We start from the raw sequence: 25,857 nt of genomic DNA on the forward strand, positions 1-25,857 counted from the left end.
TCGACGACGTCCTTCCTGGGTCAGGTGCCGGGCCGGCAAAGGCGGTCGGCGGTCAGGTCGGTCATCTCGGACTCGGTGAACCCGAAGGGCTTGACGATCTCCAGAAGTTCCCCGCTGGTCTTGAGCTCCGTCAGTTCTTCGTTGAAGGCGTCGCGCAGCTCCCTCTGGTCCGGGCGGAACCCGTAGCCTCCCGCGCCGTACTGGGGAACGCCGTCGATGACCGGCACGAACGGCTCGGTGAGCTGGAGGGCCGCACCCGGTCTGCGGGACAACGCGTCGCGGAGCGAGATGGCGGTGAGCAACAGGCCGTCGGCACGACCGGCGAGGACGCCGTCGATCGCACCCGCCTGCGAGGCGAACGTGACCACGCGATCTGCCGGAATGCCGTAGCCGGCGGCGACATCGACCTCCACGCTGCCGAGCAGGACGCCGAGCCGCAGCTGGTCGCGCTGTGCGAAGTCCTCGAGCGTTCGGGGACCTCCAGCGTCGTCCGAGCGCACGAGCAGAGCCTCGGGCGCGTTGTAGTCCGGATCGGAGAAGAGGATCTGTTCGCACCTGGCCGGCGTGATGAACATGCCGGCCGCGATGACGTCGAACAGTCCCGCGCGCAGACCGGGGATGAGCGAACCGAAGTCGGACAGCGCCGGCACGAACCGGTTGATCCCCAGTCTGCGGAAGATCGCCTTCCCGACCTCCGGGGCTTCCCCGGTGAGCACGCCGTCACGGTTGACGTACCCGTAGGGCGCCTCGTTGGCGAACCCCATCCGCACCTGTCCGCTCGCGCGGAGCCGGTCGAGGAGGTTGCCGCCGTTGCGCTCCGCGCCCAGATCCACCGTGCTGCAGCCGGTGATCGTGAGCAGTCCCGCGCCGAGGAACAGCCGTCGGCTCATGTGAGGTGAAGACACGAAGGTGGTGTCCCAACTTCGACTACAGGGCGGTCCGACCGTACGACGTTGGTCGGACCGCCGCAATCCAGACTGGACCGTCTTCACCAGAAGCTCGACATAGAAAGGAGAACGAAAGATTGTCCTAAGTGGACCAACTTCTATGGCTGGCGTCACATTGTCTGCCGTCTTCGCAGCTCAGCTGGGTCGAAAGGGTGGATTGGGCAAATGTTGCACATGACAACAGTGTTGACCGGTGCGGAGAGCTGTTACGTTCCAGCAGCATGCTCGGCAACCGAACGAAACACGGCGACGAGGCTCCGGCGCCTGGCGTGACGATCGAGGTCCCGTCGGTCGGCGACGGCTCCGAGATGTGGAGAATCGCCAGGGACACGGGTGTGCTCGACCTGAACTCGTCCTACGCCTACCTGTTGTGGGCGCGGGACTTCGCCGCCACCTCGGTGGTGGCGAAGGTGGGCACGCGGCCGATCGGGTTCGTGACGGGCTACCTCCGGCCGGACGAGCCGGAGACGCTGTTCGTCTGGCAGGTGGCGGTGGAGAGCTCCTACCGGGGTGCGGGCGTGGCCAGGACGATGCTGGAGGCGGTCGTGGCGCAGGCCCGCGCACGCGGCGCTCGGTTCCTCGACACCACCATCACGACCGCGAACACGGCATCCGTCCGTCTGTTCTCCGCGTTGGCCAGGGATCACGGAGTCGGCCTGGAACGCTGGCTGTTGTTCCCCGCCGAGCTGTTCCCGGACGGGCACGACTCGGAGACGTTGTACCGCATCGGCCCCTGGCCGGACCGCTGACGACCACGAACCCATGGTGGAACTCTGGTGAACATCTTTCACAGCCTTGAATCCGAAGTTCGCAGCTACTGCCGCAGCTGGCCGGTCGTGTTCGATCGCGCGGAGGGCAGCTGGCTCTACGCCGAGAACGGGCGGAAGTACCTGGACTTCTTCGCTGGTGCCGGAGCGCTCAACTACGGGCACAACAACCCGGTGTTGAAACAGGCGTTGCTCGACTACCTCGCGGCAGATCGCGTGATCCACTCACTGGACATGCACACTGCGGCCAAGCGCGAGTTCCTGGAGAAGTTCGAGGAGTTCGTGCTCGGGCCACGCGGCCTGGACTACAAGGTCCAGTTCCCCGGGCCGACCGGTACGAACTCGGTCGAGTCGGCGCTCAAGCTCGCGCGGAAGGTGACCGGGCGCGAGTCCGTCATCAACTTCACCAACGCGTTCCACGGCATGACTCTGGGAGCGTTGTCCGTGAGCGGTGACTCGATGAAACGGGGCGGTGCCGGGATTCCGCTCGTACATGCGACACCGATGCCGTACGACAACTACTTCGACCGGCGTTACCCGGACTTCCTGTACTTCGAACGGTTGCTCAGCGACAGCGGCAGCGGCCTGAACAAACCGGCCGCGGTGATCGTCGAGTCGGTGCAGGGTGAAGGCGGTATCAACGTCGCCAGGTTCGAGTGGCTCGCGGGGCTCGCGGATCTCTGCCGCAAGCACGAGATCCTGCTCATCGTCGACGACGTCCAGATGGGGTGCGGCCGGACCGGCCCGTTCTTCAGCTTCGAACCCGCGGAGATCACCCCGGACATCGTGTGCCTGTCGAAGTCCATTGGCGGTTATGGCCTGCCGATGGCGCTCACGCTGGTGCGCCCGCACCTCGACGTATGGGAGCCCGGTGAGCACAACGGAACCTTCCGCGGCAACAACGCGTCGTTCGTGACCGCTGCCGCCGCGCTCGACACGTACTGGGCGGACGACCGGTTGGAGAAGAGCACGCTCGCCAAGGGTGAACAGATCGAGGCTGTGCTGGAGTCGATTGCCGGAAACGTTCCCGGTGTCCTGCCGCGTGGGCGAGGCCTGGCTCGTGGTCTGGCGTTCGCGGACCCCGCTGTGGCAGGCCAGGTGGCGGCTGCTGCGTTCGAGCGGCGGTTGCTCGTCGAGACCTCTGGTCCCTCCGGCGAGGTGGTGAAGCTGATGCCGCCGTTGACCATCACGGACGAGGACCTGGAGGACGGGCTCACCCGGTTCGCCGACGCCGTCCTCGTCTGCACGGCCGTCTGAGAGGAAAGCATGATCGTTCGCACACTGGACGAACTCGACGGCACCGAGCGCGATGTCGTCACCCCGAACTGGCGCAGCAAGCGCATCATCCTCGCCGGCGATCGGGTCGGTTTCTCACTCCACGAGACCGTGCTGAAGGCAGGCACCAGCAACGACTTCTGGTACGCCAACCACGTCGAGGCCGTGCTGTGCGTGGCAGGGGAGGGCGAGCTCACCGACAAGGAGACGGGCGAGACCTACCAACTCCGCCCCGGCACGCTCTACCTGTTGAACGGCAACGAAAGGCACCAGGTCCGGCCTCACACGGACATCCGCGCGATCTGCGTGTTCAACCCGCCGGTGACCGGACGCGAGGTACACGACGAGAACGGTGTGTATCCGCTCGTAGTGGAGGAGGAAGCAACCGCATGACTGCGACCAGGACCGAGGACCGGTATCCCACGCGCACCGCGACGGAGACCGGCTTGCTGCCGCGAACCGACCCGGTCGTGTGGCAGGGCGCTGTCGACGGTCCGATCGACCCCGCGACCCTGGAATCCTATGACGAGAAGGGTTTCCTGACCGTCGACGGCCTGCTGAGCCCGGACGAGGTGCTGGCGTACCGGCAGGAGCTCGCCCAGATGCGTGCGGACGACGCCGTGCGGGCCGACGAGCGGACGATCATCGAGAAGAAGTCCAACGACGTGCGCTCGATCTTCGACGTGCACCGGACCAACGAGATGATCGCGGCACTGGCCGCGGACGACAGGGTCGCCGGCCGGGCCAGGCAGATCCTCGGCTCGGACGTGTACGTGCACCAGAGCCGGGTCAACTTCATGCCCAGCTTCACCGGCACCGGCTTCTACTGGCACTCGGACTTCGAGACGTGGCACGCCGAGGACGGCATGCCGCTCATGCGGGCGGTCAGCATCTCGATCGCACTGACCGACAACCACCCGTACAACGGCGGTCTCATGTTGATGCCGGGAGCGCACCGGACCTTCGTGCCGTGCGTGGGGGAGACTCCGGACGAGCACTACAAGGAGTCGCTCAAGGAGCAGGAGATCGGAGTGCCGAGCCGGACGCATCTCACGGCGCTCGCCGCCGAGCACGGCATCGAGCAGTTCACCGGTGCGGCGGGATCGGCGCTCATGTTCGACTGCAACAGCATGCACGGGTCCGGCAGCAACATCACGCCGTTCGCTCGCTCGAACATCTTCTTGGTGTTCAACAGCGTTGAGAACGTGCTGACCGAGCCGTTCGCCGCCGCCAAGCCTCGGCCGGACTTCGCGGCGTCACGGGACTTCGCCCCCGTCGGCCAAAGCTGAGCCGAAGCAGAAGAGGTGCCCACGCCCCGAGGGCGCGGGCACCTCTTCTGTGCGCTATTTCTGTTTGCGGGTCAAGGCGATGACGACTTTCACGGGGTAGATGGCGACGATCGCGACGGACACCGCGATCAGCGGCCACGACGACAAACTGACCCCGGCGGCCAAGCCGACAAGACCAACCGTGTAGGTCGCCAGCAGTCCCAGCACGAACAGCGTGGTGCCGGACAACCACGCGAGCCACGGTGGCTTGCTCAGCTTCGTGGCGAAGTTGGGGTCGTCCTCTTCGAGGTGCTGCGCGATCGCTTCGAGCTCGCGCTTCTCGTGGTCGGCAAGTCCCACATCATCTCCTGTTCGGCCAGGTCACGGGCCTGCGCTCGTCGTACGGCCGGTCGCAGGGTCCGTTCCCACCAGCGCAGTGCGTCGCTCGTGTCGGTGAAGATGTCCAGTGCGTCGCCCAGGAGCTCGGCCGCGACGAGTTCGAGCGAGGTCGTCTGGCCGACGTTCCAGATGTCACCACCGAGAACCGCGATCGGTCCGTGCGCCCATCGGTCAGGCCTGGCTGGTGTGATGTCCCGGCGGTGGAGGGACTCGCTACTGTCTACATGCGACAGAAGGTCGGGCACGATCCACCCGAGTCCGGTGAAGGCGTGTGGCCACGGTGTGTCTCCGCTGTGCCGCCAGGTGAACGACACCACCGAGTCCCCCTCGTTCAACGGGTGGAGCCGAACAGATCTGTCGGTGTCGTTCATCGCCACCGCGCAGGCGGACTCGACCTGGATCCGGCCGGACATCACCGACCACGTAGGAGCCACGCATTTGTCGGGCCTGTTGGTATCAACGACGAGATCGAACCACTCGTTCTCGCCGTTCGAGTAGCGCACCGTCGCACCGCAGGCGTCCTGGGTGACGGCGGATACCGCGGCAGCCTGAGGCGTCAGGTCGTCACCGACCTCGTTCCTCAGTGCCTCCGCGACATCGTTCGGACACAAAACCAGGCGGCGCTGAGCGGGTGGGGGACTGATCGCGAGCGGCACGCCCGCCGTGCTCACATGGACGAGGTGGCACCGCGGCTGCTGCCGTTCGGTGAGCGCTGACAACAGGCCGAGTCGCCGTGCGGCATCTGTGCCGGCACCGGTCAGCACCTCGGGAGGTTCCCAGACGGGCGCTGCGGTACCTGCGCCCGGCAGAACGACTTCCCAATCACTTCTCAGCAAACGGTAGGCGCTCGCCAGGGCGGCGGTGCCCCCGCCGATGACGAGGGCTCTTCTGGTGCGCATGGCAGACCTTTCGCACGGGAAACTGCATCACGCCGACCAGGCTTCCCGGCACACCTGCCATCAGGATAGATCGTGCGATCCTCCGGCGAAAGGGCCGGAGGGTGGGTGAAAACGCTTGTGCGGCACAGCGTCTGGCTGTCGGCCGCTCCGGGTCAGGTGGCCTGCCACGGACGAAGACGCGGCCACCAGCCGGGCACTGACTTCCGGTAGGTCGCGTACTCGTCTCCGAAGCTGCGGCGCAGTGCGGGCTCCTCGTGCCAGTGCACCATCGCCACGAACCCCGCGGCGATGACCACCGCGTACACGAGGAGGACTATCTGTCCAAAAAGGAGCGTTTGGCCGACGATCGCGGACAACACCGCGAGGTACATCGGGTTGCGCACGTACCGGTACAGGCCACCGACGACCAACCGGTCCGGTGGAGCGATGGGTGCCGGGGTGCCGAACCCCTCCACCGCGAAGCGGATGAACGCCGACACGAGCACAACGGCCGCGATGGCCAGGATCAGGACGCCCAGCACCTGGAACGGAAGCCAGAACTGGATGGGCGGATCGACCCGCCAGCCGGTCAGCAACCAGGGAACGAGGCCGGCCACCGTTCCGGGCGCGACGACGAGGAAGGCCGCTGAGCCGAGTACCGCTGTCCTGGTTTGCATGGCCGAGATTGTTCGTGCGGTAGTCGTACCGTTGGTAGTGCTGGGGTCCGAACTCGCCATCCATTTCACCCAATCGGTGTAGATCGCCGTGGTCTTCACCCGTGTCGGGTGATGTGTGACCGTGCTCAGGTGCCGAGGGGCACTTCGGCCCAGACGGTTTTGTGGTCATGCGCCAAGTCGACGCCCCAAGAGGTGCTGCACGCGTTGACGATGATGAGGCCGCGACCGCGCGACTCGCTCAGCCGCGATCGTCCGACAATCGGTGTGGCGCGTGGGCTGCCGTCGGTCGCCTCGACGCGCAGCTGGCCGTCACGCAGCCGGAGTGACAGCGATCGAGGGCCTTCCGCGTGGTCGATCATGTTGCTCACCAGCTCGTTCGCCACGAGCAGGACGTCGTCGAGCAGATCCGGCGGCAACACTTCGAGTGTCTTGCTGATCCACTCCCTGACTGCGCGGAGCACGATCTCGTCATTGCCGAGATCAAGACGCGCTTCCAGCACGCGGCGAGTTTGGCACGGTGCCATTGCCGGAGGCGGCGGAGATCAACGTCGGACGTGGATCGTAAGTGACCCGGAAGGTGACGCGTCGCGCAGTTCATGATCGGCTACGGTGTGTCGCTCACCACGGCGCTGTACAGCGAAGCATTCGGCGCGCTGTCATCGAGGAGTACCCGGCATGGTCACGGTCCTGGTTGTCGACCACGAACCGCAAGCTGTTCATGAACTGCGAGACGCTCTCATCGGCTGCGGGCACGACGTGCTCGTGGCTGAGGACGGCGAGACCGCATTGGACATTGCCTCGAGCGGTAAGCCGGACGTCGTGGTCCTCGATCCCGCAATGCCGGACACCGATCCCGTCGAGTTGATCGCTGACCTTCGCGAACGCACTCCGGTGCCCGTGATCGTGCTGTCCGAACGTCCAGAGCCGACGTACAAGGTGAGCGCACTCGACGCGGGCGCCGACGACTACGTCACCAAACCCTTCGACTTGGAAGAGTTGCTGGCACGTCTGCGTGCATTCGTGCGTAGGGCAAACGCTGAAGTGGCCCGGGATCCGGTCGTCATCGCCGAGGCCTTCACCGTCGACCTCGGGGCCAAGCGCGTGTACCGGAAAGGCGTCGAGGTCCACCTCACCCCGAACGAGTGGGCGGTCCTCGAAGTCCTGGTCCGCAACTCCGGCCGGCTCGTGTCCCATCACCGGCTGCTGCGCGAAGTGTGGGGACCAGACCGCGTCGGCGAACTCCAGTACCTGCGGGTCTACCTGGCCCAGTTGCGGCGCAAGCTCGAGGACGACCCGTCACGGCCGCGGCACCTCATCACCGAACCAGGGCTCGGCCACCGGTTCGAGCTTTGACGAAAGGACGCTAGGCTCGTGCGCGGTGTGCCGGGAAGCCTGGTCGGCGACAGGGCGGAGCTGTCGCTGGAGATCGGGAGTTCGCATGACCTCGCACGTCGTACTGATCGGCTACGGCGACACCGGACACACCGCGGCCGGGGTGCTTCGCGCAGGTCAGGCCTTCTCTGAGCTGGTCGTCGTCGACTCCGACCCGGCGCGTGTCGTGCTAGCGGCCCGGTGTGGCGCGAGCGCGGTGCTCGGCGGGGGTGCGGAGGCCGAGACCCTGCGTTCCGCGGGCGTGTGCCGAGCCGCGCAGGTGATCGTGACGGTGTCCGACGACATGTCCGCGCTGCGGATCACCGCTGCCGTCCGGCGCCTCAACAGCAGCGTGAAGATCACGACCTCCGTCCGGGAAGGCCGCTGGCGGGAACTCGCTCTGTGCGTGGGAGCCGATCAGGTGCTCGTGACGGAGCAGCTCGTCGGGAGATCTCTCGGTCTGTCGGTGCGCAGAACTCGCCGTTGCGGCCAGGAGCTGCAGCTGGACGGTGAGTTGGTGATCGCGCAGCGGCGGGTGCGTCGCCCAGAGGTCGGCCTGGCGTTGGCCGAATGCGATCCGTTGGTGCTCGCCGTGATCCGCGACGGCACGCGGTTCTGGCGGGATGACAAAGCGCTCGGCCGTCTGCGACCTGACGATCGCCTGGTGGCCCTGGACGTCGCCGGGTGACGACGACCCAGCCGGGGTCAGTGCCGTCCGATCGCCCGCACGGCCAGGGCGACGGCCAGAAAGCCCACGATCAGCAACACTGCGACTACAAGACCGGACATGGGCTGCGCTCCTGCCCTGATGGATCGATAGTTGGAACATCATGTTAGCGCCGAGTGTGACGGTGGTTACATCAGGTTCGTTCGAAGGGGTTCGTCGTGCTAGCTCGTGATCTCGCCGAGGAATATCCGCTGGTGCAGCTGACCGATGACGCGTTGACCGCCGCCAGGCTGATCGCCGAGCAAAGGCGGCCGGGCGTCGTGGTGGTCGACGCGGACCACAAGCCGGTGACCGTGCTGCCCGGCTCCCAGGTGTTGCGGTTCATCGTTCCGGGCTACGTGCAGGAGGATCCGTCACTGGCTCGGGTGTACGACGAACGCGGTGGCGCGGAAGCGTGCGTCACCAAACTCAAGGGGCGAACCGTCAAGGAACTCCTGCCGCCCAAGGAGAAGCGCTACGAGCTGCCGCGGGTGGCCGGTGACGCGACGCTGATCGAGTGCGCCGCGATGATGGCGCGCCTGCACTCACCGCTGCTGCTGGTCAGCGACGACGACACGATTCACGGCGTGGTCACCACCTCGCACCTGCTCGACATCATCCTCGCCGCGGCCGGAGAACAAGCGTGACCGCATCCCAGGTCCTGTCCGTAGTGGTCTTCGTCGGCGCGTACATCCTTATCGCCACCGAACGCGTGCACCGCGTCGCAGCGGCGTTGGGTGGCGCGGCGCTGATGCTGGCACTCGGACTGACCAACGGGGAGACCGCGTTCCACTCGCTCGACGCGGGCATCGACTGGAACGTGGTGTTCCTGCTTCTCGGCATGATGATCATCGTTGGAGTGATCAAGCAGACCGGGTTGTTCGAGTACCTGGCGATCGCGGCGGCCAAGCGTGCCAGGGGAAAGCCGTTCGCGGTGCTGGCGATGTTCGTGGTGATCACCGCGGTGGCGTCGGCGGCTCTGGACAACGTCACGACCGTGCTGCTGATCGCGCCGGTGACGTTCCTGGTGTGCGACCGCCTCGGGCTCAACCCGATCCCGTTCCTGATCGCCGAAGTGCTCGCCTCGAACATCGGCGGCACGGCGACGCTCATCGGTGACCCGCCGAACATCATCATCGCCAGTCGTTCAGGCTTGTCGTTCAACGACTTCCTGATCCACCTCGCACCGTTCATCATCGTGCTGATGGTGGTGTTCGTCGCGGTCTGCCGCTGGCTGTTCCGTGACTCCTTCCAGTACAACGAGGAACGCGTCGCCGAGGTCATGGCGCTCGAGGAACGCGAGGCCATCAAGGACCGGACGTTGCTGGTGCAGAGCCTTGTGGTGCTCGCTCTGGTCCTCGCGGGCTTCGTCCTGCACAGCGCGCTGCACGTGGAGCCGGCTGTGGTCGCGCTGCTCGGGGCCGGCCTACTGGTGCTGATCTCCAAGGTCACCACCGAGGAGGCGATCGCGGACGTCGAGTGGGAGACCCTGGTCTTCTTCATGGGGCTGTTCGTGATGGTCGGCGCCCTGGTGAAGACCGGTGTGATCGGGCAGGTGTCCCAGGCGCTGGCGGACTCGGTCGGCGGTGAGCCGCTGTTGGCGGTGATGGTTCTGCTGGTCGTCTCCGCGTTGTTGTCGGCCATTGTGGACAACATCCCCTACGTTGCCACGATGTCACCGATCGTCGCCGATCTCGTTGCAGCGCAAGGGGGAACGCATCAGGCCGAGTCGATGTGGTGGTCGCTCGCGCTCGGTGCGGACCTCGGCGGCAACGCCACGGCTGTCGGGGCGAGCGCCAACGTCGTCGTACTCGGGCTCGCCGCGCGCAACGGCACGCCGATCAGTTTCTGGCAGTTCACCCGCTATGGGGCAGTCGTCGCGGGACTTTCCGTGCTGCTCGCAGCGCCGTACCTCTGGCTGCGTTACTTCGTGCTGGCCTGAGGGGGCTTGACCGGGCTGAACGCATGTTCAATACTCTGAACATGCGTTCAGCCTCTGATCTCACGGCGCGAGCCCGCATCCGGGACGCCGCACTGGCCCGCTTCGGGACCGACGGCATCGCGGGGGCCTCGGTGCGGGCAGTCGCCGCTGACGCGGGTGTGTCGGCCGCGTTGGTGTTGCACCACTTCGGTTCCAAGGAAGGTCTGCGTCAGGCGTGCGACGAGCATGTGCTCGAGGCCATCCGAGCCGGCGGCGACGCCGACATCAGCGCGCTGGGGGAGATGCTGCGAGCGGCGACCCCGCTCCGGCGTTATCTGGCGCGTGCGTTGCTGGACGGCACGGACGCGGCCACGACGTTGTTCGCCGAGATCGTGGACCGCACCGAGCAGTGGCTGGCTCAGGGCGAGGCGGAGGGCTGGGTGCGGCCGACCTCGGACGGGCGGGCGCGTGCAGTTACCTATGTGTCGTGGTTGCTGGCGCCCTTGGTGCTCGGCGACCAGGTCGGACGGTTGTTGGACGGAGACCCGGCTGAGACGACGACAGCCGTACGTGGTGCGCGTGCCGGCCTGGAGATGCTCACCGGAGGGTTGTTCACCGACGACCGTTGGCTCAAGGCGTTCAGTGCGGTGGATGAGTGATGAGGGCGTTGCTGGTCACTCATGGCACTCGCGGGGACGTGCAACCGTTCCTGGCGCTGGCGGTGGCGCTACGAGGGCGCGGGCACGAGGCGGTGCTCGCTGCGCCGGAGTCGTTCGCGGGCGCGGCCGCGGAGCACGGCGTGGAGTTCGCGCCTCTCGACGAGGGACCGAACCGGCTGATGGACGATCCCGTCGTCAAGGAGGCGATCGACGGCGGCTATCGGGGGATCAGCGGCAAGATCACCGCAGTGCGCACTGCGCGCCGAATCAAACCGTTGATGGCGGACGTGCTGCGCGATGTCGGCGCGGCGGCACGAGAATCGCGCGCTGACGTCGTGGTGCACACGCCAAGCCTGCCTGCGCAGCACGCGGCGGAGCTGCTCGGCGTGCCCGCCGTGCTCGCCACCTTCCAGCCGGGCTGGGTCCCGACGAACCGGTTCCCCTGTTCGATGGTTCCGCTGCCGAAGTTGCCGCGGCAGCTCAACCGGGCGACCTACCTGGTGGTGTCGGCGACCTTGCGTTCATTCCGCGGCGTCGCGGCGAGGTGGCGGATCCAGGACCTCGAGTTGCCCCCTCGTCGTGGAGTTCATGACCTTCTGCGAGAACAGTTGGTGCTGCAGGCGTTCAGCAGCCTGGTCACACCCGTTGATCCGGACTGGCCGAATTTCGTGCGCACCACCGGATTCTGGTACCTGCCCGCGACCGCCTCGTGGACACCGCCGGGCGAACTGGTGCGGTTTCTCGACGACGGGCCGGAGCCGGTCTACGTGGGATTCGGCAGCATGGCCGGCCGCAAGGCGCAGCACACCGCCGGGGTGGTGGCGCAGGCGGTGCGGAAGGCCGGCGTACGCGCGGTCGTGGCCACAGGTTGGGGCGGGATCACCGGGATCGACTCGGACGACGTGCTGGTGATCGACCAGGCTCCGCACGACTGGTTGTTCCCACGCGTGCGTGCGGTCGTGCACCACGGAGGCGGTGGCACCACGGCTGCGGCGCTGGCGGCGGGGCGGCCGCAGGTGGTGTGCCCGTTCGTCGCCGACCAGCCGCATTGGGCGGACCGCATGCACGCCGTCGGTGTCGGGGCGCCACCGGTGCGGCAGCCGCAACTCACCGCTGACCGGCTCGCGGAGGCGATCAGCCGGGCGATCGGTGATACCGCCATGTGTGAGCGGGCCGAGCAGTTGGGCGCGGACATTCGCGCGGAGAACGGCGTCGACCAGGCGGTCGACGCACTGGAACACGCCGTTGACGCTGGGGAGGAACCACGATGGGTATGAAGGAAGCAGTGGCCAAGACGTTCCGCATGGACGAGGAGGCCTGGAGGCGCCACGCGAATCCTTGGAGTGTCTGGACGCGGTTCGCCGCGATTCCGCTGATGCTGGTCGCCATCTGGAGCCGTACCTGGATCGGCTGGTGGTGCCTGCTCCCGATCGCGGCCGTGGTCGTGCGGCTGTTCGTGAACCCGTCGGCGTTCCCGCCGGTCGAGCCAGCGGGATGGGCCGCGCGTGGGATCTACGGTGAGCACGCGTGGGTGGGTGACAAGTCGCTGGTGCCGCCGAACCACCTCGTCGTGCTGCGGATTCTGGTGGTGCTCGGACTCGCTGGTTTCGGCCTGATGGCGTGGGGGCTGGTCCGGCTGGAGGTGTGGCCCACGGTGTTCGGTACGACGTTGCTGGTCGTGGCGCAGCTGTGGCGGATCGATCGGTTCGGCTGGTTGTGGGAGCGGGTCGGGCAGCGCGATGGGGTGATCACGGGTTAGGCTTTCCGCGGTGTGCCGGGAAGCCTGGTCGGCGATGTGGCAGAGCTGTCGTCCGAGACCAGGAGGTGCCTCGCATGGTGCGGCACACACCGCATGACCTGCGAGCGTTCGCAATGACGCTGGATCACCTGCAAGAGCTCCGGCTGCTCGTTGTGCGGTACCTGTCGGAGATCGTCCTTTCCCCGATCCGGCAGGCGTCATGAGCATCAGTCAGATCCTGTCCGTCGCAGTCTTCGTCGGCGCGTACGTGCTGATCGCCACCGAACGTGTGCACCGCGTCGCTGCCGCGCTGGGCGGTGCGGCGCTGATGCTCGCTTTAGGACTGACCAACGGCGAGACCGCGTTCCACTCGCTCGACGCGGGCGTGGACTGGAACGTAGTCTTTCTCCTGCTCGGCATGATGATCATCGTTGGAGTGATCAAACAGACCGGGCTGTTCGAGTACCTCGCCATCGCAGCGGCCAAGCGTGCCAAGGGAAAGCCCTTTGCCGTGCTGGCGATGTTCGTCGTCATCACCGCCGTCGCGTCGGCGGCACTGGACAACGTGACGACCGTGCTGCTGATCGCGCCGGTGACGTTCCTGGTGTGCGACCGCCTCGGGCTCAACCCGATCCCGTTCCTGATCGCCGAGGTGCTCGCGTCCAACATCGGCGGCGCTGCCACGCTCATCGGTGACCCGCCGAACATCATCATCGCCAGCCGAGCCGGCCTGTCCTTCAACGACTTCCTGGTCCACCTCGCGCCGTTCGTGGTCGTGATGATGGCCGTCTTCGTCGTGGTGTGCCGGTGGCTGTTCCGCGATGCGTTCCACTACGACGCCGACCGCGTGGCCGAAGTGATGGCCCTGTCCGAACGGGACGCCATTCGCGACAAGAGGCTGCTCTGGCAGAGCATGACCGTGCTGGCGTTGGTGCTCGTCGGTTTCGTGCTGCACAGCACCCTTCACGTCGAGCCGTCCGTGGTCGCGTTGCTGGGCGCGGGACTGCTCGTGCTGATCTCCAAGGTCACCACCGAGGACGCCATCGCCGACGTCGAGTGGGAGACCCTGGTCTTCTTCATGGGGCTGTTCGTGATGGTCGGCGCCCTGGTGAAGACCGGCGTCATCGGCGAGGTGTCCAAGACGCTCGCCGGAGCCGTCGAAGGTGAGCCGCTGTTGGCTGTGATGGCGCTGTTGGTCATCTCGGCGGTGCTGTCTGCGATCGTGGACAACATTCCGTATGTCGCGACGATGTCACCGATCGTCGGTGAGCTCGTCGCGGCGCAGGGCTCGACGCCGCAGTCCGAGTCGTTGTGGTGGTCGCTGGCGCTGGGGGCGGACCTCGGCGGCAACGCCACCGCGGTGGGTGCCAGCGCCAACGTCGTGGTGCTCGGCCTTGCGGCTCGCAACGGCACGCCGATCAGCTTCTGGCAGTTCACCCGTTACGGAATCATCGTGGCCGGGCTGTCGATCCTGCTCGCGGCGCCGTACTTGTGGCTGCGCTACTTCGTGCTGGCCTGAGGCCCGCCAGCTCGGATAACGGCTGTGTAACGCCAGCCGGCTGCTGTCCGATGTGGATGAAGGTGTAGTGGTTCACGAGAGGGCACGGCGATGGGGGCGGTGCGACGGTACGGCGCATTGGCGCTGATCTACGGGACGCTGACGTTCTGTCACGTGGTCAGCCTGATCAAACGGCCCACGTGGTGGCAGGGCGTGCTCAGTGTCGTGTTCGGCCTGGTCACCCTCTGGCTCCTGGTGGAAGTCCGGCTCGCACGTCGTCGCCGTGACGTGGTCCCGGCTGAACGTCAGCTGAAAGTGCTCGAGCGGGTTTGACACGCACTGCGGGAAACCAGGTACTGTCCGCGACGTTGTCGTACCCCTGAGGTGCGGCATGGGGTGCCGGGAAGCCTGGTCGGCGATCTGACCGATCCAGTGCCCGGAGTTGATCTTGCCTGCTGCGTCCGCCGGCGTGTTCGCCACGCCCGCTCCAGGGGCGACTGCACCGAGCAGTGCGTCCGGCCGCTACCGGCCCGAGGTGCAGGGTCTTCGGGCTCTCGCCGTCGTTCTCGTGATCACCTATCACGTCTGGCTCGGCCGGGTGTCCGGTGGTGTCGACGTCTTCTTCCTGATCTCCGGGTTCCTGGTCACAGGCCAGCTGGTGCGGGCGGTGTCCGGTCGCGGCATCGAGTTCGGGCCGCTGTGGGGCCGGATGATCAAACGACTCTTCCCCGCAGCGCTCGCGGTTCTCGTCGCGATCATGATCGTGAGCGTCGTCGCGCTGCCGGAGAACCGCTGGTTCCAGACCATCCGGGAGGTCGTCGCCGCGGCGCTGTACCTCGAGAACTGGCAGCTGGTCTCCGACGCCGCCGACTACTTCAGCCGGCACAACGAGGCCAGTGCCGTGCAGCACTACTGGTCGTTGTCCATCCAGGGGCAGTTCTACCTCGCCTGGCCGTTGCTCGTGGCTGCCGTCGCGTTCGTCGCGCGCCGCCGGGGAGGATCGGTACGGCGGTGGTTGTCGGGCTGCCTGCTGGTGTTGTTCTCCGCGTCGCTGGTGTACTCGGTGTGGTTGACCGGCGCCGACCAGCCGTTGGCCTATTTCCACTCGCTGACCAGGGTGTGGGAGTTCGCGTTGGGCGGGTTGCTCGCGTTGGTCATCGACCTCGTCGTGCTGCCGCACCGGGCGCGGATCGCTCTCGGATGGCTCGGCGTTGCCGGACTCGTCGCGTGCGGACTGGTGCTGCAGGTCGGTAGCGTGTTTCCCGGCTACGCGGCGTTGTGGCCGACGTTGTGCGGCGCCGCGGTCATCGTGGCGGGCAGCACCGGCAGTTCGGCCGGGGCTGATCGCTGGCTGGGATCACGTCCGCTCAAGTACATCGGCGACCTCAGCTACGCGTTGTACCTGTGGCATTGGCCAGTGCTGGTGTTCTACCTCATCATTCGCGACCGCGTCGAGATCGGTCTGCGCGGCGGCGTCGTGATCATCGGTATCTCGGTGCTGTTGTCGGTCGCGACCTACCACTTGATCGAGAATCCGGTGAGGAGGTCGAGCATCGGTGTGGGCAACCGTTGGGGGGCCTACAGACTCGCGGTTCTGCTGCTCGTCCCGGTGCTGGTCGTGTCAGGGTACTGGCAGGCGGTGAGCATGCAAAAAGCGGCTTCCTACGCGGCCAACGTCCTCAATCCTGATCATCCAGGTGCCCTGGCCCGTACACCGGGCTTCGAGTACTGGGGTCCTGAGCACGTGGCACCGGTGCCGCCGCTCGTTTCCCTTCCTCGCGACTTCGCGCCTGGCATCGAGGGAACGACGTGCAAGGCGTCGGCTCGCAACAAGGACCTCGGAGTGTGCACCAGCCCGGTGACCGGAGCGGCGGAGAGCCGGGTGGTCGTGGTCGGCGACTCTCACATGCAGCAGTACCTCGCCGCGCTCGAGCCGATTGCGCGGCAACGCAACTGGCAGATCATCTCGATGCTCAAGGGTGGCTGCCCGTTCTCCACCGGTTCTGACAGGTGGCCGGGGGACCGCGGCTGCATTCAGTGGAACGCGGACGCGGCCGCGGAGATCCGCGCCCTGCGCCCGGACTTCGTGCTGGCCAACGGCAGTCACAACGTACGCCTCGGCCTCACCGAGGACACGCCGGCCGGTTTCGTCGAGGTGTGGCGGAAGCTGGCAGACGAAGGCATCAAGGTGCTGGCCGTGCGGGACAATCCGCGCTACGACTACTCGCCGGCCGCGTGCGCGGATGCCCACGGAGCCGGTGCGCCGCAATGCAACCCGCTGCGCGCGGAGCTGCTGGCGGCGGATCCGCCGTGGGCCAGCTTCGGTGATCTGCCGTCCAACGTGTCGTTCCTGGACTTCAGCGACTACTACTGCGACGACGAGCACTGTCCTCCCATCATCGGCAACGTGCACGTCTACCTCGACGACAACCACGTGACCGCGACGTACATGAGGTCGATGTCCCCGATGGTGGAACAACAGATCGACGCCATCCTCGCCCCGTGAGCGACCCGAACGGACACGCGGAACCGGCTATCGGTTCCGCTGTGCCCACAACTCTCTGCGCCGGTTGACGAGCTCGGCGAGCAGGACGGCGTCGTGCACGGGCAGCATCCACTCGCTGCTCGTGGTCGTCAGCACCACCGCGGGACCGGGCTGTGCGTACAACACCGGGCCGCCGGGCATCATCAGCCACGGCTGCAGGGCTGGTACAGGTGGCAGTCCCACCACGGAGACCTGCGTTATCCGTCCCAGGTGGACAGTCATGCCGGCGCCACGAGCACGTGGCCGGCGAGCCGACCAGCTCACCTCTTCGGCATCCAGGTCGATGTGCGCGGACACCAGATCGTGCGCTGTGAGCGCGAACCGCACCGCTATCGCGAGCCGCAGCTGGGTGGACCCGAGCTCAGGGACCATCGGTTCCAGCAGCGCCCGTCGCGCGCGATGCGCCTGGAGACAGGACGCAGCCGCGAACACCCAGCACAGAACGAAGATCCCGATAGCCGCCGGAGTGGAGCTCACCGAGATGCCGTACGAGGGAATCGCGCCGAGCAGCAGCTGAGCCCCGGCGGCGAGGAATGCGGCGTGCAGCCACGCTGCCGGATCCAGCGCACCACGACCGCGGAGCCACCAGACGAGCACAACGGCTGGAACAGCCGCGCCCAGCAGCGGAACCATTGCCCACCAAGCGATGCCGTCGGCTCCTGCCGCGCCGATGCCGAGCAGCGTCGCACAGGCCGCGACGATCAGACCCGGAAACAACATGGACGACAGCGACAACGAGCGGCGGGCTCGTGACCATCGTGGCCTCAGCACGGCCTCGGTACGGGGATCTGAGCTGAACGGATTCAATTGCGAGGTCTGTCCTGGTCTTCGCGGCGCTTGGCGGTCATCAGCAACCAGAGCAGGCTCAGCCCGGTGACCGCGAGACCGAGGGAGTCGGTCCAATGGCCGGTGAACTCACCGTCGAACCAGACCAGCACCCAGCCGAGCACCGCGGGCAACTTCACGTACCAGTACCGGTACGGGATCAGCGCCAGCGCGACCAGGAACAAAACAGCGAACACCAGCACGGGAGAGAACTCGATCATCACTGCTCCCGGCGCTGCTCGACTTCGGGCCTGCCCGTGGGCAGGTTGTCGGGTGGTTCCACCCGCAGCGCCTTCGCCACCGGAACGTCAGTGGAGGAGTGCAGGACGATCGACAGGGCGATCGTGATGGCGACGAGGTCGAAGACGTGCTCGCCCTGCGGTATCCCCGCCTGCAGGGCGAGCAGCCCGTAGACCACCGAAGCGAACCCCTTGGGACCGAACCACGCCGCGACCGAGCGTTCCCGTGCCGGCAGCGGGGTTCGGATCAGCGACAGCATCATCGTGGCCGGGCGCACCAGGAGGATGGCGATGATCGCCACCACCCAGTCGCCGACGGTCAGGTGGGAGATCCGCTCGGGGGTGATGAGTGCGCCGAAGACGAGCAACGCTGCGAATTTCGTCGTTTCGGACAGCAGATCGCCGAAGTGCTCGAAGTTCTCGGCCGAGACGCGGTCCAAAGTGGCCAGTGTGGAGCCGGCGGCGAATGCGGCCAGGTACGGGTTGGCGTGGGTGAGGTGACAGGTCGCGTAGAGGATCACCGCGATCGCCAGCGGGCCGAGCGCCTGCAGCCGCGGTTCCGCCGTGAGCACCTTCAACCGCCACGCCAAGGCGATGACCGCCGGGATCGCGATGCCGACGGCGAGACCGAGCACGAGCTCGACGGCGATGGTGCCGAAGTCGGTGTCCCTGTTCGCTGCCGTGGCCAGGAAGATGAGCACGAACGGCAGGGCGAGACCGTCGTTGAGTCCTGATTCGACGTTGAGCAGCCGCCGCAACCGCAGTGGTACGTCGGTACGTCCGACGATCGCGGAGGCGAAGACCGGGTCGGTGGGGGAGAGGATGGCGCCGATCAGGAACGACGTCGTCCAGTCCAGGCCGGTGAGGAAGTGGGTGGGTACCGCGATGCCGACCATGGTCAGCGGCATCGCCAGTCCGAGTGCCCTGCCGGAGAGCCGCCAACCTTCCTTGAGGTCCGGCAGACCTGCGCGCTGTCCATCGGTGAAGAGCACCGTGAACAGCGCGAGGTCCGCGAGTCCGGTGACGAACGCGCCGTTGGAGGGGATGTCGACCAGGCCGAGGCCGCCCTGCCCGATCAGGGCGCCCGCGACGAGGAACATCAGCGCGGTGGACAGGATTGTGCGGGCGGCGAGGCCGGACAACGACACGCTGATCAGCAGAACCAGGCCGAACGCGAGTACCAGCGCCATTTTTGAGAAACCCGTCCTCACCGAACGGTCTGCCCCCAGTGGACAGGCCGTGCCGACCAGACTTCCCGGCGCACCGCGCGCAAAGATGCCGTAAAAGCTTGTCGGATGCAAACCACGACCTGATCACCAGCGTGATCGTTGTCAGGCTGCGACCTGGGCCAGCTCCTCGAGATCACGCGGCTTGCGAGCCGTGACGTACTGATCGATCATCAGTTGTTCGACCTGGCTGCGGACCGCTGTCCGTGCCTGGTCGAGGCACACCATGAGGTCGGCGGAGAGAAGCTGCGGGCTCCTGCCACGGATTCCATCTGTGAGCTCGATGTTCGTGGCGATGCCGTCGGAGTTCACCGTCACCGAGACGGATTCGTCGGCGGTCGACGCCGTGGCTCGCGTGGCTCCGAGCAGTAGCAGCAGTTCGTGATAGCGCTCGCGCTCCTGCTCGATCGCTGCTTCCACGCGTTGTTCCCATCGGGCTCTGCGCAGTCGCAGCACCTCGCGCACCGCGTCTGCTTCGGAAACGGGAACAGTCCAACGGCCGGCCGACGTGTGCAGCACCAGAGCGGATCCTTTGCCCGCGGCGACCGTCACGTCGTGAAGGTGCCGGAACGACACGCCCGCGTCGAGCCTGCCGCCGGAGCGACGCAAGGTCCAGTCGACCCGGTCGGCACCGATCACCACTCGCGACGACTCACCGCGGAACACCAGCCGGAAGGAAGTCGCGCCCAGCTCGGCGATCGGCGACCTGCTCAGCAACCGGCACGCGCGCAGCGTGATCGACCAGGCCGAGCCCGCCCCCAGCACACCGGCGGCGAGCAAGGCCTTGACCACCAGCGTGGTTCCGGTCGTCGACCGCACCGCCACACCGAATCCGGGGATCACGCCGAACACGAGCTGGCTACCGGTCATCAGCACGGTCGCCGGGAACCACGACGCGGGATCGGTGAGGCCGTCGCGGCGCAGCCACGAGACGAGTGCGAACGCGGACAATCCTGCCACGAGAACGGGAATCACCGACCACCAAGATGCTGATGTCTGCAGCACGTACATGAGACAGACCAGCACGAGCACGACCGGTAGTCCCACCATCGAGACCAGCACCAGGCTTCGCGTACGCCCCCAGCGCGCAGCCAACGCCACGGCGACCTGCGGACTTTCGATCATCGGAATCATGCGGGGAACCACGAACACAACACACCTCACCCCAGGTGATCCAGCACATAGATGCCTTGCAGGGCAACAGAAAGAGAGCGGCTCGGGATCCGAGCCACCTGATCGTCTGATCGTCCGAACGAACGCGCGAATCAGCGTTCCGGCGGATGTCCCGTCGTGCTGCGCTGTGGGGAAGGCGGGGAGAGTGATCGGAGCCGGTACATGGCACCTCGAAGTCGTGAGCCGCCGTCACCGTGTTGTGACGAGCGGGCCGACCAGGCTTCCCGGCGCTCCATCCATAAAGATGCCGCAAAAATCCGCCCAGGGCAACCTTATCGACGGTTCAAGGCCGCGGGGTGGGTGGCCGTGGTCGAAGCCACTCGGCGGACCAGCGGGTCAGCAGTGGTCCGATGGTGGCGAGCAGCAGCACGTAGGCGGTGACCACGGGGCCGAGGCTCGGACTAGCGGCACCCGCGAGGCTCATGATCACGATGGAGAACTCGCCGCGGCCGATGAGCGCGGTTCCGGCGCGGAGCCGGCCCCGTGCGGCGATGCCGTCGCGGCGTGCCGCGTACCAGCCGGTGGCGACCTTCGTGAGGATGCCCGTGACGGCCAGCGCGAGCGCGGCGGGAAGCGCGGGGACTAGTGACGCCGGGCTGACGGCGAAGCCGATGGCGAGGAAGAACGCGGCGGCGAACAGATCGCGCAGCGGGGCGAGTACGGCGCGGGCTCGTTCGGCGGTGTCGCCCGTGAGAGTGAGCCCGACGAGGAACGCGCCGACTGCGGCCGAAACGGACACCAGCTCCGCGAGGGCGGCCACGACGAGGGTGGTGCCGAGGACGCGGAGCATGAGCTGTTCGTCGTCCGGGTGGGCGAGCCAGCGGTTGACGTGGTGGCCCCAGCGGTGGGACGCGGTGAACGCGGCCAGGACGCTGCCGATCGCGATGAGCACGCCGATGAGCGCCTGCCACCAGGTGCCGCCGGAGGCGAGCACGACGAGCACCGGCAGGTAGATGGCCATGGCGAAGTCCTCCATGACCAGGATTGCGAGCACGGCAGGTGTTTCGCGGTTGCCGAGCCGGCGCAGGTCGCTGAGCAGGCGCGAAATGATGCCCGAGGAGGAGATCCAGGTGGCTCCGGCGAGCGCGAGGACTCCTGGCCAGCTCAGGCCGAGCAACCAGCCCGCGACGGCGCCCGGTGCCGCGTTGAGGACGAGGTCGAGCACTGCGGAAGGCACGTGGCGGCGCAGGCTGTGGGTGAGTTCGGCGGTGTTGAACTCCAGGCCCAGCGTGAGCAGGAGCAGCACCACGCCGATGGAGGCGCCGATCTCGAGGAACTCGCCCGCGGCCGGCACCGGCGCGATACCGCCGTCGCCCAGCGCGAGGCCGGTGAGCAGGTAGAGCGGGATGGGGGAGAACGACCACCGCCTCGCTGCCGCACCCAGCACGCTCAACCCGACGAGGATGACGCCGAGTTCGAGGAGCAGCGCGAAAGAGGTGTGCATCGTCAGCTCTCGATGATCTGCCGTACGCCGTTGATGCCGTCGTGGGTGCCGATGACGACGAGGACGTCGCGTGGCTGCAGCACCTCGTCCGGTGTCGGGGAGGCGATCACGTTGTCGCCGCGAACGATGGCGACGATGGAGGCGCCGGTGCGGGTGCGGGCTCGTGTGTGGCCGAGCGGTTTGCCTGCGTGGCTGGAAGCTGCGGGCACAGCGACCTGTCCTGCGCTGAGTCCTGGTACTTCCTTGGTGAGGTCGGCGAAGCGTTCGGCGATGCGCGGCGCGCCGAGGATCTCGGCCACCGTGTCCGCCTCGTCCGCCGTGAGACGGAACAGCGGTTGCGCCTCGTCCGGGTCCTCGGCGGTGTAGCGGCTGACCTCGAAGGTGCCCTCCCTTCTGGCGACGATGGCGATGTGGTCGCCGTCGGCGTTGGTGAACTCGTACCGCAGGCCGACGCCTGGCAGGAGAACCTCGTTCACGTCCATCAGGTCATGATGAGCGCGTGAGTGCGGCGCGGAAAGTCGGCGGCGTGGTTGTAGACTCACCGATCGGTGTGCCGGGAAGCCTGGTCGGCGTGTGGTACGAGGCCTACTTCAGGGAGCTGAGAGTGGACACCGCTGTCACCGGCACGGCCATTGGTCCGATGGTCATCGCTGCCGTCGACCAGTTCGACGAGCACCCGCTTGTGCACGACGCCTTCGCCGCACGTATCCTTCCCACCGCCGGACGGCTGACCGTGGCGGCCGCTCGCTGGCGTCCGATGCGCAACCTGCTGTTCACCGCGACGGAGAAGAAGATTCCCGGCCTGTGGGCGAGCATGTTGTGCCGCAAGCGTTACATCGACGAGCGCCTGGCCATGACGGACGCGCGCACGGTGGTCGTGCTCGGTGCCGGGTTCGACACACGTGGTTGCGGACTGGTGAGCCATCGGGTGTACGAGGTCGACCTGCCTTCCAATGTGGACCAGAAGCGGGATCGCCTGTGTGCGGTTCTGGGTGAGGTTCCACCGGGTCTGACTCTGGTACCGATGGACTTCGAGAACGAGCGGATCGCGGATGCGCTGGCACGGAACGGATATCGCAACGACCAGCCGGTGTTCTTCGTCTGGGAGGCGGTGACCCAGTACCTGACCGAGAACGCGGTGCACGCGACCTTCGACTTCCTCGCCGAGGCACCGGTCGGCAGCGAGCTCGTGTTCACGTTCGTGCGCAAGGACTTCCTCGACGGGACCGAGATGTTCGGCGGCGAGGCCGCCTACCACGAGTTCGTGCTCAAGCGGCGCATGTGGAAGTTCGGCTTGCTTCCCGAAGAGGTCGAGGAGTTCCTTGCGCAGTTCGGATGGGCTGAGCGTGAGCAGCTGGGGCCGCAGGAGTACGCCGAACGCTACCTGGAACCAGCCTGTCGGCCGTTGCCCGTGTCGGAAATCGAACGCGCCGTGCACTGCGTCAAGGTCACCGCGTGACCGAACCGGTGATCGTCGCGAAAGGACTGACCAAGAGCTACGGTGATGTCACCGCCGTGGACGATCTGTCCCTGGAGATCTCCGCCGGTGAGATCTACGCGCTGCTCGGCCTGAACGGCGCAGGCAAGACGACAACGATCCGGATGCTGCTGGGGATGGTGCGACCGACCAGCGGCAGCGTGACGGTGCTGGGCGCCGCAGTGCGACCTGGCGCCCACGCGATGTGGTCGCGGGTCGGCTATCTGGTGGAGACACCTGCGGCGTACCCGGAGCTAACGGTTGTCGAGAACCTGATGGTCGCCGCCCGGCTGCGCGGGTTGCGAGGGCATCGCCAGGTGGACGACGTGATCACCCGCCTGCGACTCACTCGCTATGCGCGCAACCGTGCGGGCACGCTGTCGCTGGGCAACGCCCAGCGACTCGGCCTCGCCAAAGCCCTGCTGCACCAACCGGATCTGCTGATCCTCGACGAGCCCGCGAACGGACTGGACCCCGCAGGAGTTGCCGAGATCCGCAGCCTGCTGGTCGAGCTGAGCCTGCAGGGCGTCACCGTGGTGCTGTCGAGTCACATCCTCACCGAGGTCGCTCGGCTCGCCACTCGGGTCGGCGTCATCGACCAGGGGCGGCTCGTCCGCGAGATCGCCTCGAACCATCTCGCCGAGCACGTCCGGCAGCGGCTGAGCGTGTCCGTTCGCGACCACGCGGCCGCCTCGAAGGCCTTGTCCGCCGCGGGATTCCACGCGATTCGGACCGATGGCGACCAGATCCTGCTGACCGACTTCCGCGCGGTCGCCGAACCCGAGCACGTGGTAACCGTTCTCGTCGCGGCCGGCTGCCCGCCCTATCGTCTGGTCGTCGAGGAGGACGACCTGGAGACGTTCTTCCTCAGGGTGGTGGGCGCATGATCGACGCGCTGATGACCGAGTTCCTCAAGGCCCGGCGCTCGCGCGTGCCGTGGGTGACCGTTCTCGCGTTCACCGTCGTCAGCCTGGTCGGTGGCCTGTTCATGTTCATCCTGCAGGACCAGGGCCGCGCCCGTTCGCTCGGTCTCATCGGCACCAAGGCGGCGCTGGTGGGCGGCGAGGCGGACTGGCCGACCTACCTGTCGTTCCTCGCCCAGACCACCGCGGTCGGCGGCATGATCGTGTTCGGCCTCGTCGAGATCTGGGTTTTCGGCCGTGAGTTCAGCCAGCGCACCGCCAAGGACCTCCTGGCGCTTCCGACCTCGCGCGTCGCCATCGTCACGGCGAAGTTCGCCGTGGTCGCACTCTGGTGCCTGGTGCTGTCCGTGCAACTGCTGGTGCTGGGGTTGGTGATCGGTACGGCACTCGGCCTGCCGGGCTGGTCGACCGGCACTGTCCTCACCGGACTGCTGCAGATCGGCGCGGTCGCGGTCATGACGGTGCTGCTGACCACGCCCGTGGCGTTCGCGGCCAGCGCTGGACGCGGCTATCTACCGGGCGTGGGCGTCCTGATCGCCGCCGTCTTCTGCGCCCAGATCATCGCCGCACTCGGCTACGGTCAGTACTTCCCCTGGTCGGTGCCGGCGTTGTTCAGCGGTCTTGCCGGGCCAGGCCAGCCGTCGCCCGGCGCGCTCGGATTCGCCTTGGTGGCGCTGGTCGGAGCGGCAGGAGCTGCGGGAACCGCGTTGTGGTGGCGCTCGGCTGATCACGACCGCTGACTCTTGATCAGCGGGTCCGGGTTCGAGTCTCTGGCGGCGTTCTCTACATTTTCCGGACACATCTTCATTCTCCGTTTCTTCGCTGTGGATCAAGGTTTGCGAGCCCGAGACACCCGTTAGCTCCGCAGCCAAGGCACGCCGGTGACATCACCGTCGATCACTGCGCCAGGTCGGCGGGGACGGCGATGCCGAGTCGAGCCGGCGAACCTGATGCGTGACAACGCGAGTCCGGCCGGTCATCACGCCGCCGCCTTCAGCAGGCCGGCCAGTACGTCGGGCCGTTCCAGGGCGATGAAGTGGCCCGCTCCCGGCACCAGCATGTACTCGGCATCGGGCAGCAGGTCCTTGTTGGCGACCCGGTCCGATGGCCGCGACCAGTCCTTCTCGCCGTAGACGAGGTGGATGGGGGCCTTGATTTCGGGGTAGCGCGCGCGGGCCGCGATGAGGCTGGGCAGGTTCTGGTAGACGCCCCGGGCCACGGCTGGATAGCCGGGGCGGCTGCCCACCTGGAGGAGTTCGTCCAGATAGTCCGTTTGCAGGGCGGTCCTGTCACCCAGCCCGCCCCTCAAGATCCGGCGGAGGGCGGCCTTGGGCTCCACCCCGGCGACGACCGGGCCCACTCCCGGAGCGAGGACACCGGCGACCACCACGCGGGCGAGGAGGCTGGACCGGGCGATTCCGCCGCGGAAGTCGTAGGTGTTCACCGCGATGACGCGCCGGGCCCGATCCGGCAGGTCGGCCGCGGTGGTCAGGGCGAGCACCGCCCCCATGGACTCGCCCAGCAACGTCACGTCCTCGAGGTCGAGTGCGGTGAGGAGCCGTTCGACGCCCGCACGCATCGCCGGTTCCTCGTAAGACGCGCCGGGCACGATTTCGGAGTAGCCCATGCCCGGGAGGTCGAGGGCGTAGACGGTGTACCGGTCCGAGACCAGGGGGATGAGGTTGCGGAAGTGTTCGGCCTGAGTTCGCACGGTGTGCAGCAGCACGAGGGGAGCGCCGGTGCCCGCCTTGAGGTAGCGCAGCGTTCCCTCGCGATGTCCGTCCCGTGCGGCGATGGTGTGGCTGGTGGTCCCGGGAACGTGGATCGTGGGACGGGGCGTCTGGTTGGGCATCTCGCCTGCTCCTGTGTGTGGCGCACTGGAAACCGATCGGCTTCCCGCA

Annotated in this window: 29 protein-coding genes and 1 tRNA gene; 18 read left to right on the forward strand and 12 right to left on the reverse strand. The window is 67.0% G+C overall.

The genetic code is table 11. The features are described from left to right. Positions 1-20: 20 nt before the first annotated feature. Positions 21-890 carry an ectoine/hydroxyectoine ABC transporter substrate-binding protein EhuB gene (gene ehuB / locus AB0M24_RS08010; RefSeq protein ID WP_363762438.1) on the reverse strand — a complete coding sequence of 290 codons (870 nt, stop codon included), beginning with the start codon at positions 888-890 and terminating at the stop codon, positions 21-23. A gap of 278 nt (positions 891-1,168) precedes the next feature. Between ehuB and ectA the strand changes: the two genes are divergently transcribed. From ectA to thpD, 4 genes are read left to right on the forward strand one after another with little or no spacing between them, the layout of a single operon-like run. Then, positions 1,169-1,696, forward strand: a complete 528-nt coding sequence (ectA, locus tag AB0M24_RS08015) for a diaminobutyrate acetyltransferase (RefSeq protein WP_363762441.1) — start codon at positions 1,169-1,171, stop codon at positions 1,694-1,696. Between the two features lie 27 nt (positions 1,697-1,723). Then, on the forward strand, positions 1,724-2,971 hold the full coding sequence (gene ectB / locus AB0M24_RS08020; RefSeq protein WP_363762444.1) for a diaminobutyrate--2-oxoglutarate transaminase: 1,248 nt from the start codon (positions 1,724-1,726) through the stop codon (positions 2,969-2,971). Between the two features lie 9 nt (positions 2,972-2,980). Beyond that, a complete protein-coding gene (locus tag AB0M24_RS08025) occupies positions 2,981-3,382 on the forward strand; it encodes an ectoine synthase (RefSeq protein ID WP_363762447.1) in 402 nt (133 codons plus the stop codon). Further along, the gene (gene thpD, locus AB0M24_RS08030) at positions 3,379-4,278 is read left to right on the forward strand and encodes an ectoine hydroxylase (protein WP_363762450.1); all 900 of its coding nucleotides are present in this window, start codon (positions 3,379-3,381) and stop codon (positions 4,276-4,278) included. The genes AB0M24_RS08025 and thpD overlap by 4 nt, the downstream gene beginning before the upstream one ends. 54 nt (positions 4,279-4,332) lie before the next feature. Here thpD and AB0M24_RS08035 read toward each other — a convergent pair whose 3' ends face one another. The 4 genes from AB0M24_RS08035 to AB0M24_RS08050 all read right to left on the reverse strand — a co-directional run bounded on the left by AB0M24_RS08035 (position 4,333) and on the right by AB0M24_RS08050 (position 6,711). Continuing rightward, a complete protein-coding gene (locus AB0M24_RS08035; protein ID WP_363762453.1) occupies positions 4,333-4,617 on the reverse strand; it encodes a DUF3040 domain-containing protein in 285 nt (94 codons plus the stop codon). Then, entirely contained in the window at positions 4,530-5,555 is a 1,026-nt protein-coding gene (locus tag AB0M24_RS08040; protein ID WP_363762456.1) for a hypothetical protein, read from the reverse strand. The genes AB0M24_RS08035 and AB0M24_RS08040 overlap by 88 nt, the downstream gene beginning before the upstream one ends. Before the next feature lie 152 nt (positions 5,556-5,707). Then, complete coding sequence (locus tag AB0M24_RS08045) at positions 5,708-6,211, reverse strand: isoprenylcysteine carboxylmethyltransferase family protein (RefSeq protein ID WP_363762458.1); 504 nt, start codon at positions 6,209-6,211, stop codon at positions 5,708-5,710. A gap of 125 nt (positions 6,212-6,336) precedes the next feature. Next, positions 6,337-6,711, reverse strand: coding sequence for an ATP-binding protein (locus AB0M24_RS08050; protein WP_363762461.1), 375 nt, complete (start codon positions 6,709-6,711; stop codon positions 6,337-6,339). 175 nt (positions 6,712-6,886) lie between these two features. Between AB0M24_RS08050 and AB0M24_RS08055 the strand changes: the two genes are divergently transcribed. The 10 genes from AB0M24_RS08055 to AB0M24_RS08100 all read left to right on the forward strand — a co-directional run bounded on the left by AB0M24_RS08055 (position 6,887) and on the right by AB0M24_RS08100 (position 16,610). Beyond that, positions 6,887-7,564 (forward strand): response regulator, encoded by a 678-nt coding sequence (locus AB0M24_RS08055; RefSeq protein ID WP_363762464.1) that lies wholly within the window; start codon positions 6,887-6,889, stop codon positions 7,562-7,564. An 85-nt stretch (positions 7,565-7,649) separates the two neighbouring features. After that, a complete protein-coding gene (locus AB0M24_RS08060; RefSeq protein WP_363762467.1) occupies positions 7,650-8,270 on the forward strand; it encodes an NAD(P)-binding protein in 621 nt (206 codons plus the stop codon). 197 nt (positions 8,271-8,467) lie between these two features. After that, positions 8,468-8,935 (forward strand): CBS domain-containing protein, encoded by a 468-nt coding sequence (locus AB0M24_RS08065; RefSeq protein WP_363762470.1) that lies wholly within the window; start codon positions 8,468-8,470, stop codon positions 8,933-8,935. Then, the gene (locus AB0M24_RS08070; RefSeq protein ID WP_363762472.1) at positions 8,932-10,230 is read left to right on the forward strand and encodes an ArsB/NhaD family transporter; all 1,299 of its coding nucleotides are present in this window, start codon (positions 8,932-8,934) and stop codon (positions 10,228-10,230) included. Before AB0M24_RS08065 ends, AB0M24_RS08070 begins: the two co-directional genes overlap by 4 nt. Before the next feature lie 41 nt (positions 10,231-10,271). After that, positions 10,272-10,868, forward strand: coding sequence for a TetR family transcriptional regulator (locus AB0M24_RS08075; RefSeq protein WP_363762475.1), 597 nt, complete (start codon positions 10,272-10,274; stop codon positions 10,866-10,868). Next, entirely contained in the window at positions 10,868-12,145 is a 1,278-nt protein-coding gene (locus AB0M24_RS08080; RefSeq protein WP_363762478.1) for a glycosyltransferase, read from the forward strand. The genes AB0M24_RS08075 and AB0M24_RS08080 overlap by 1 nt, the downstream gene beginning before the upstream one ends. Beyond that, positions 12,142-12,627 (forward strand): DUF6653 family protein, encoded by a 486-nt coding sequence (locus AB0M24_RS08085; protein WP_363762481.1) that lies wholly within the window; start codon positions 12,142-12,144, stop codon positions 12,625-12,627. The genes AB0M24_RS08080 and AB0M24_RS08085 overlap by 4 nt, the downstream gene beginning before the upstream one ends. Before the next feature lie 205 nt (positions 12,628-12,832). Then, a complete protein-coding gene (locus AB0M24_RS08090; RefSeq protein ID WP_363763057.1) occupies positions 12,833-14,125 on the forward strand; it encodes an ArsB/NhaD family transporter in 1,293 nt (430 codons plus the stop codon). Between the two features lie 90 nt (positions 14,126-14,215). After that, on the forward strand, positions 14,216-14,437 hold the full coding sequence (locus AB0M24_RS08095) for a hypothetical protein (RefSeq protein ID WP_363762484.1): 222 nt from the start codon (positions 14,216-14,218) through the stop codon (positions 14,435-14,437). A 136-nt stretch (positions 14,438-14,573) separates the two neighbouring features. Further along, positions 14,574-16,610, forward strand: a complete 2,037-nt coding sequence (locus tag AB0M24_RS08100; RefSeq protein WP_363763060.1) for an acyltransferase family protein — start codon at positions 14,574-14,576, stop codon at positions 16,608-16,610. A 27-nt stretch (positions 16,611-16,637) separates the two neighbouring features. Here the strand turns inward: AB0M24_RS08100 and AB0M24_RS08105 are convergent, their stop codons facing one another. From AB0M24_RS08105 to AB0M24_RS08130, 6 genes are all read right to left on the reverse strand, one after another. Further along, positions 16,638-17,369: a hypothetical protein gene (locus AB0M24_RS08105; RefSeq protein WP_363762487.1), complete on the reverse strand. Its 732-nt coding sequence runs from the start codon at positions 17,367-17,369 to the stop codon at positions 16,638-16,640. Between the two features lie 83 nt (positions 17,370-17,452). Beyond that, positions 17,453-17,695, reverse strand: a complete 243-nt coding sequence (locus tag AB0M24_RS08110; protein WP_363762489.1) for a hypothetical protein — start codon at positions 17,693-17,695, stop codon at positions 17,453-17,455. Further along, positions 17,695-18,903: a cation:proton antiporter gene (locus AB0M24_RS08115; RefSeq protein WP_363762492.1), complete on the reverse strand. Its 1,209-nt coding sequence runs from the start codon at positions 18,901-18,903 to the stop codon at positions 17,695-17,697. The genes AB0M24_RS08110 and AB0M24_RS08115 overlap by 1 nt, the downstream gene beginning before the upstream one ends. A 141-nt stretch (positions 18,904-19,044) precedes the next feature. Further along, entirely contained in the window at positions 19,045-20,073 is a 1,029-nt protein-coding gene (locus AB0M24_RS08120) for a hypothetical protein (protein WP_363762495.1), read from the reverse strand. 322 nt (positions 20,074-20,395) lie between these two features. Beyond that, entirely contained in the window at positions 20,396-21,556 is a 1,161-nt protein-coding gene (locus AB0M24_RS08125) for a cation:proton antiporter (RefSeq protein ID WP_363762498.1), read from the reverse strand. Positions 21,557-21,558: 2 nt separating this feature from the next. Beyond that, positions 21,559-22,038 carry a cation:proton antiporter regulatory subunit gene (locus AB0M24_RS08130; protein WP_363762501.1) on the reverse strand — a complete coding sequence of 160 codons (480 nt, stop codon included), beginning with the start codon at positions 22,036-22,038 and terminating at the stop codon, positions 21,559-21,561. Positions 22,039-22,055: 17 nt separating this feature from the next. On the opposite strand from AB0M24_RS08130, the gene AB0M24_RS08135 reads away from it, so the two are divergent. The 4 genes from AB0M24_RS08135 to AB0M24_RS08150 all read left to right on the forward strand — a co-directional run bounded on the left by AB0M24_RS08135 (position 22,056) and on the right by AB0M24_RS08150 (position 24,738). Continuing rightward, the gene (locus AB0M24_RS08135) at positions 22,056-23,015 is read left to right on the forward strand and encodes an SAM-dependent methyltransferase (protein WP_363762504.1); all 960 of its coding nucleotides are present in this window, start codon (positions 22,056-22,058) and stop codon (positions 23,013-23,015) included. Beyond that, entirely contained in the window at positions 23,012-23,920 is a 909-nt protein-coding gene (locus AB0M24_RS08140; protein ID WP_363762507.1) for an ABC transporter ATP-binding protein, read from the forward strand. Before AB0M24_RS08135 ends, AB0M24_RS08140 begins: the two co-directional genes overlap by 4 nt. Next, on the forward strand, positions 23,917-24,696 hold the full coding sequence (locus AB0M24_RS08145; protein ID WP_363762510.1) for an ABC transporter permease: 780 nt from the start codon (positions 23,917-23,919) through the stop codon (positions 24,694-24,696). The genes AB0M24_RS08140 and AB0M24_RS08145 overlap by 4 nt, the downstream gene beginning before the upstream one ends. Next, positions 24,660-24,738 (forward strand) — tRNA-Lys (locus AB0M24_RS08150). The genes AB0M24_RS08145 and AB0M24_RS08150 overlap by 37 nt, the downstream gene beginning before the upstream one ends. Before the next feature lie 197 nt (positions 24,739-24,935). Here AB0M24_RS08150 and AB0M24_RS08155 read toward each other — a convergent pair. After that, a complete protein-coding gene (locus AB0M24_RS08155) occupies positions 24,936-25,808 on the reverse strand; it encodes an alpha/beta hydrolase (RefSeq protein ID WP_363762512.1) in 873 nt (290 codons plus the stop codon). Positions 25,809-25,857: the final 49 nt, after the last annotated feature.

The organism is Lentzea sp. NPDC051838 (assembly GCF_040681245.1).
Lineage (GTDB): Bacteria > Actinomycetota > Actinomycetes > Mycobacteriales > Pseudonocardiaceae > Lentzea.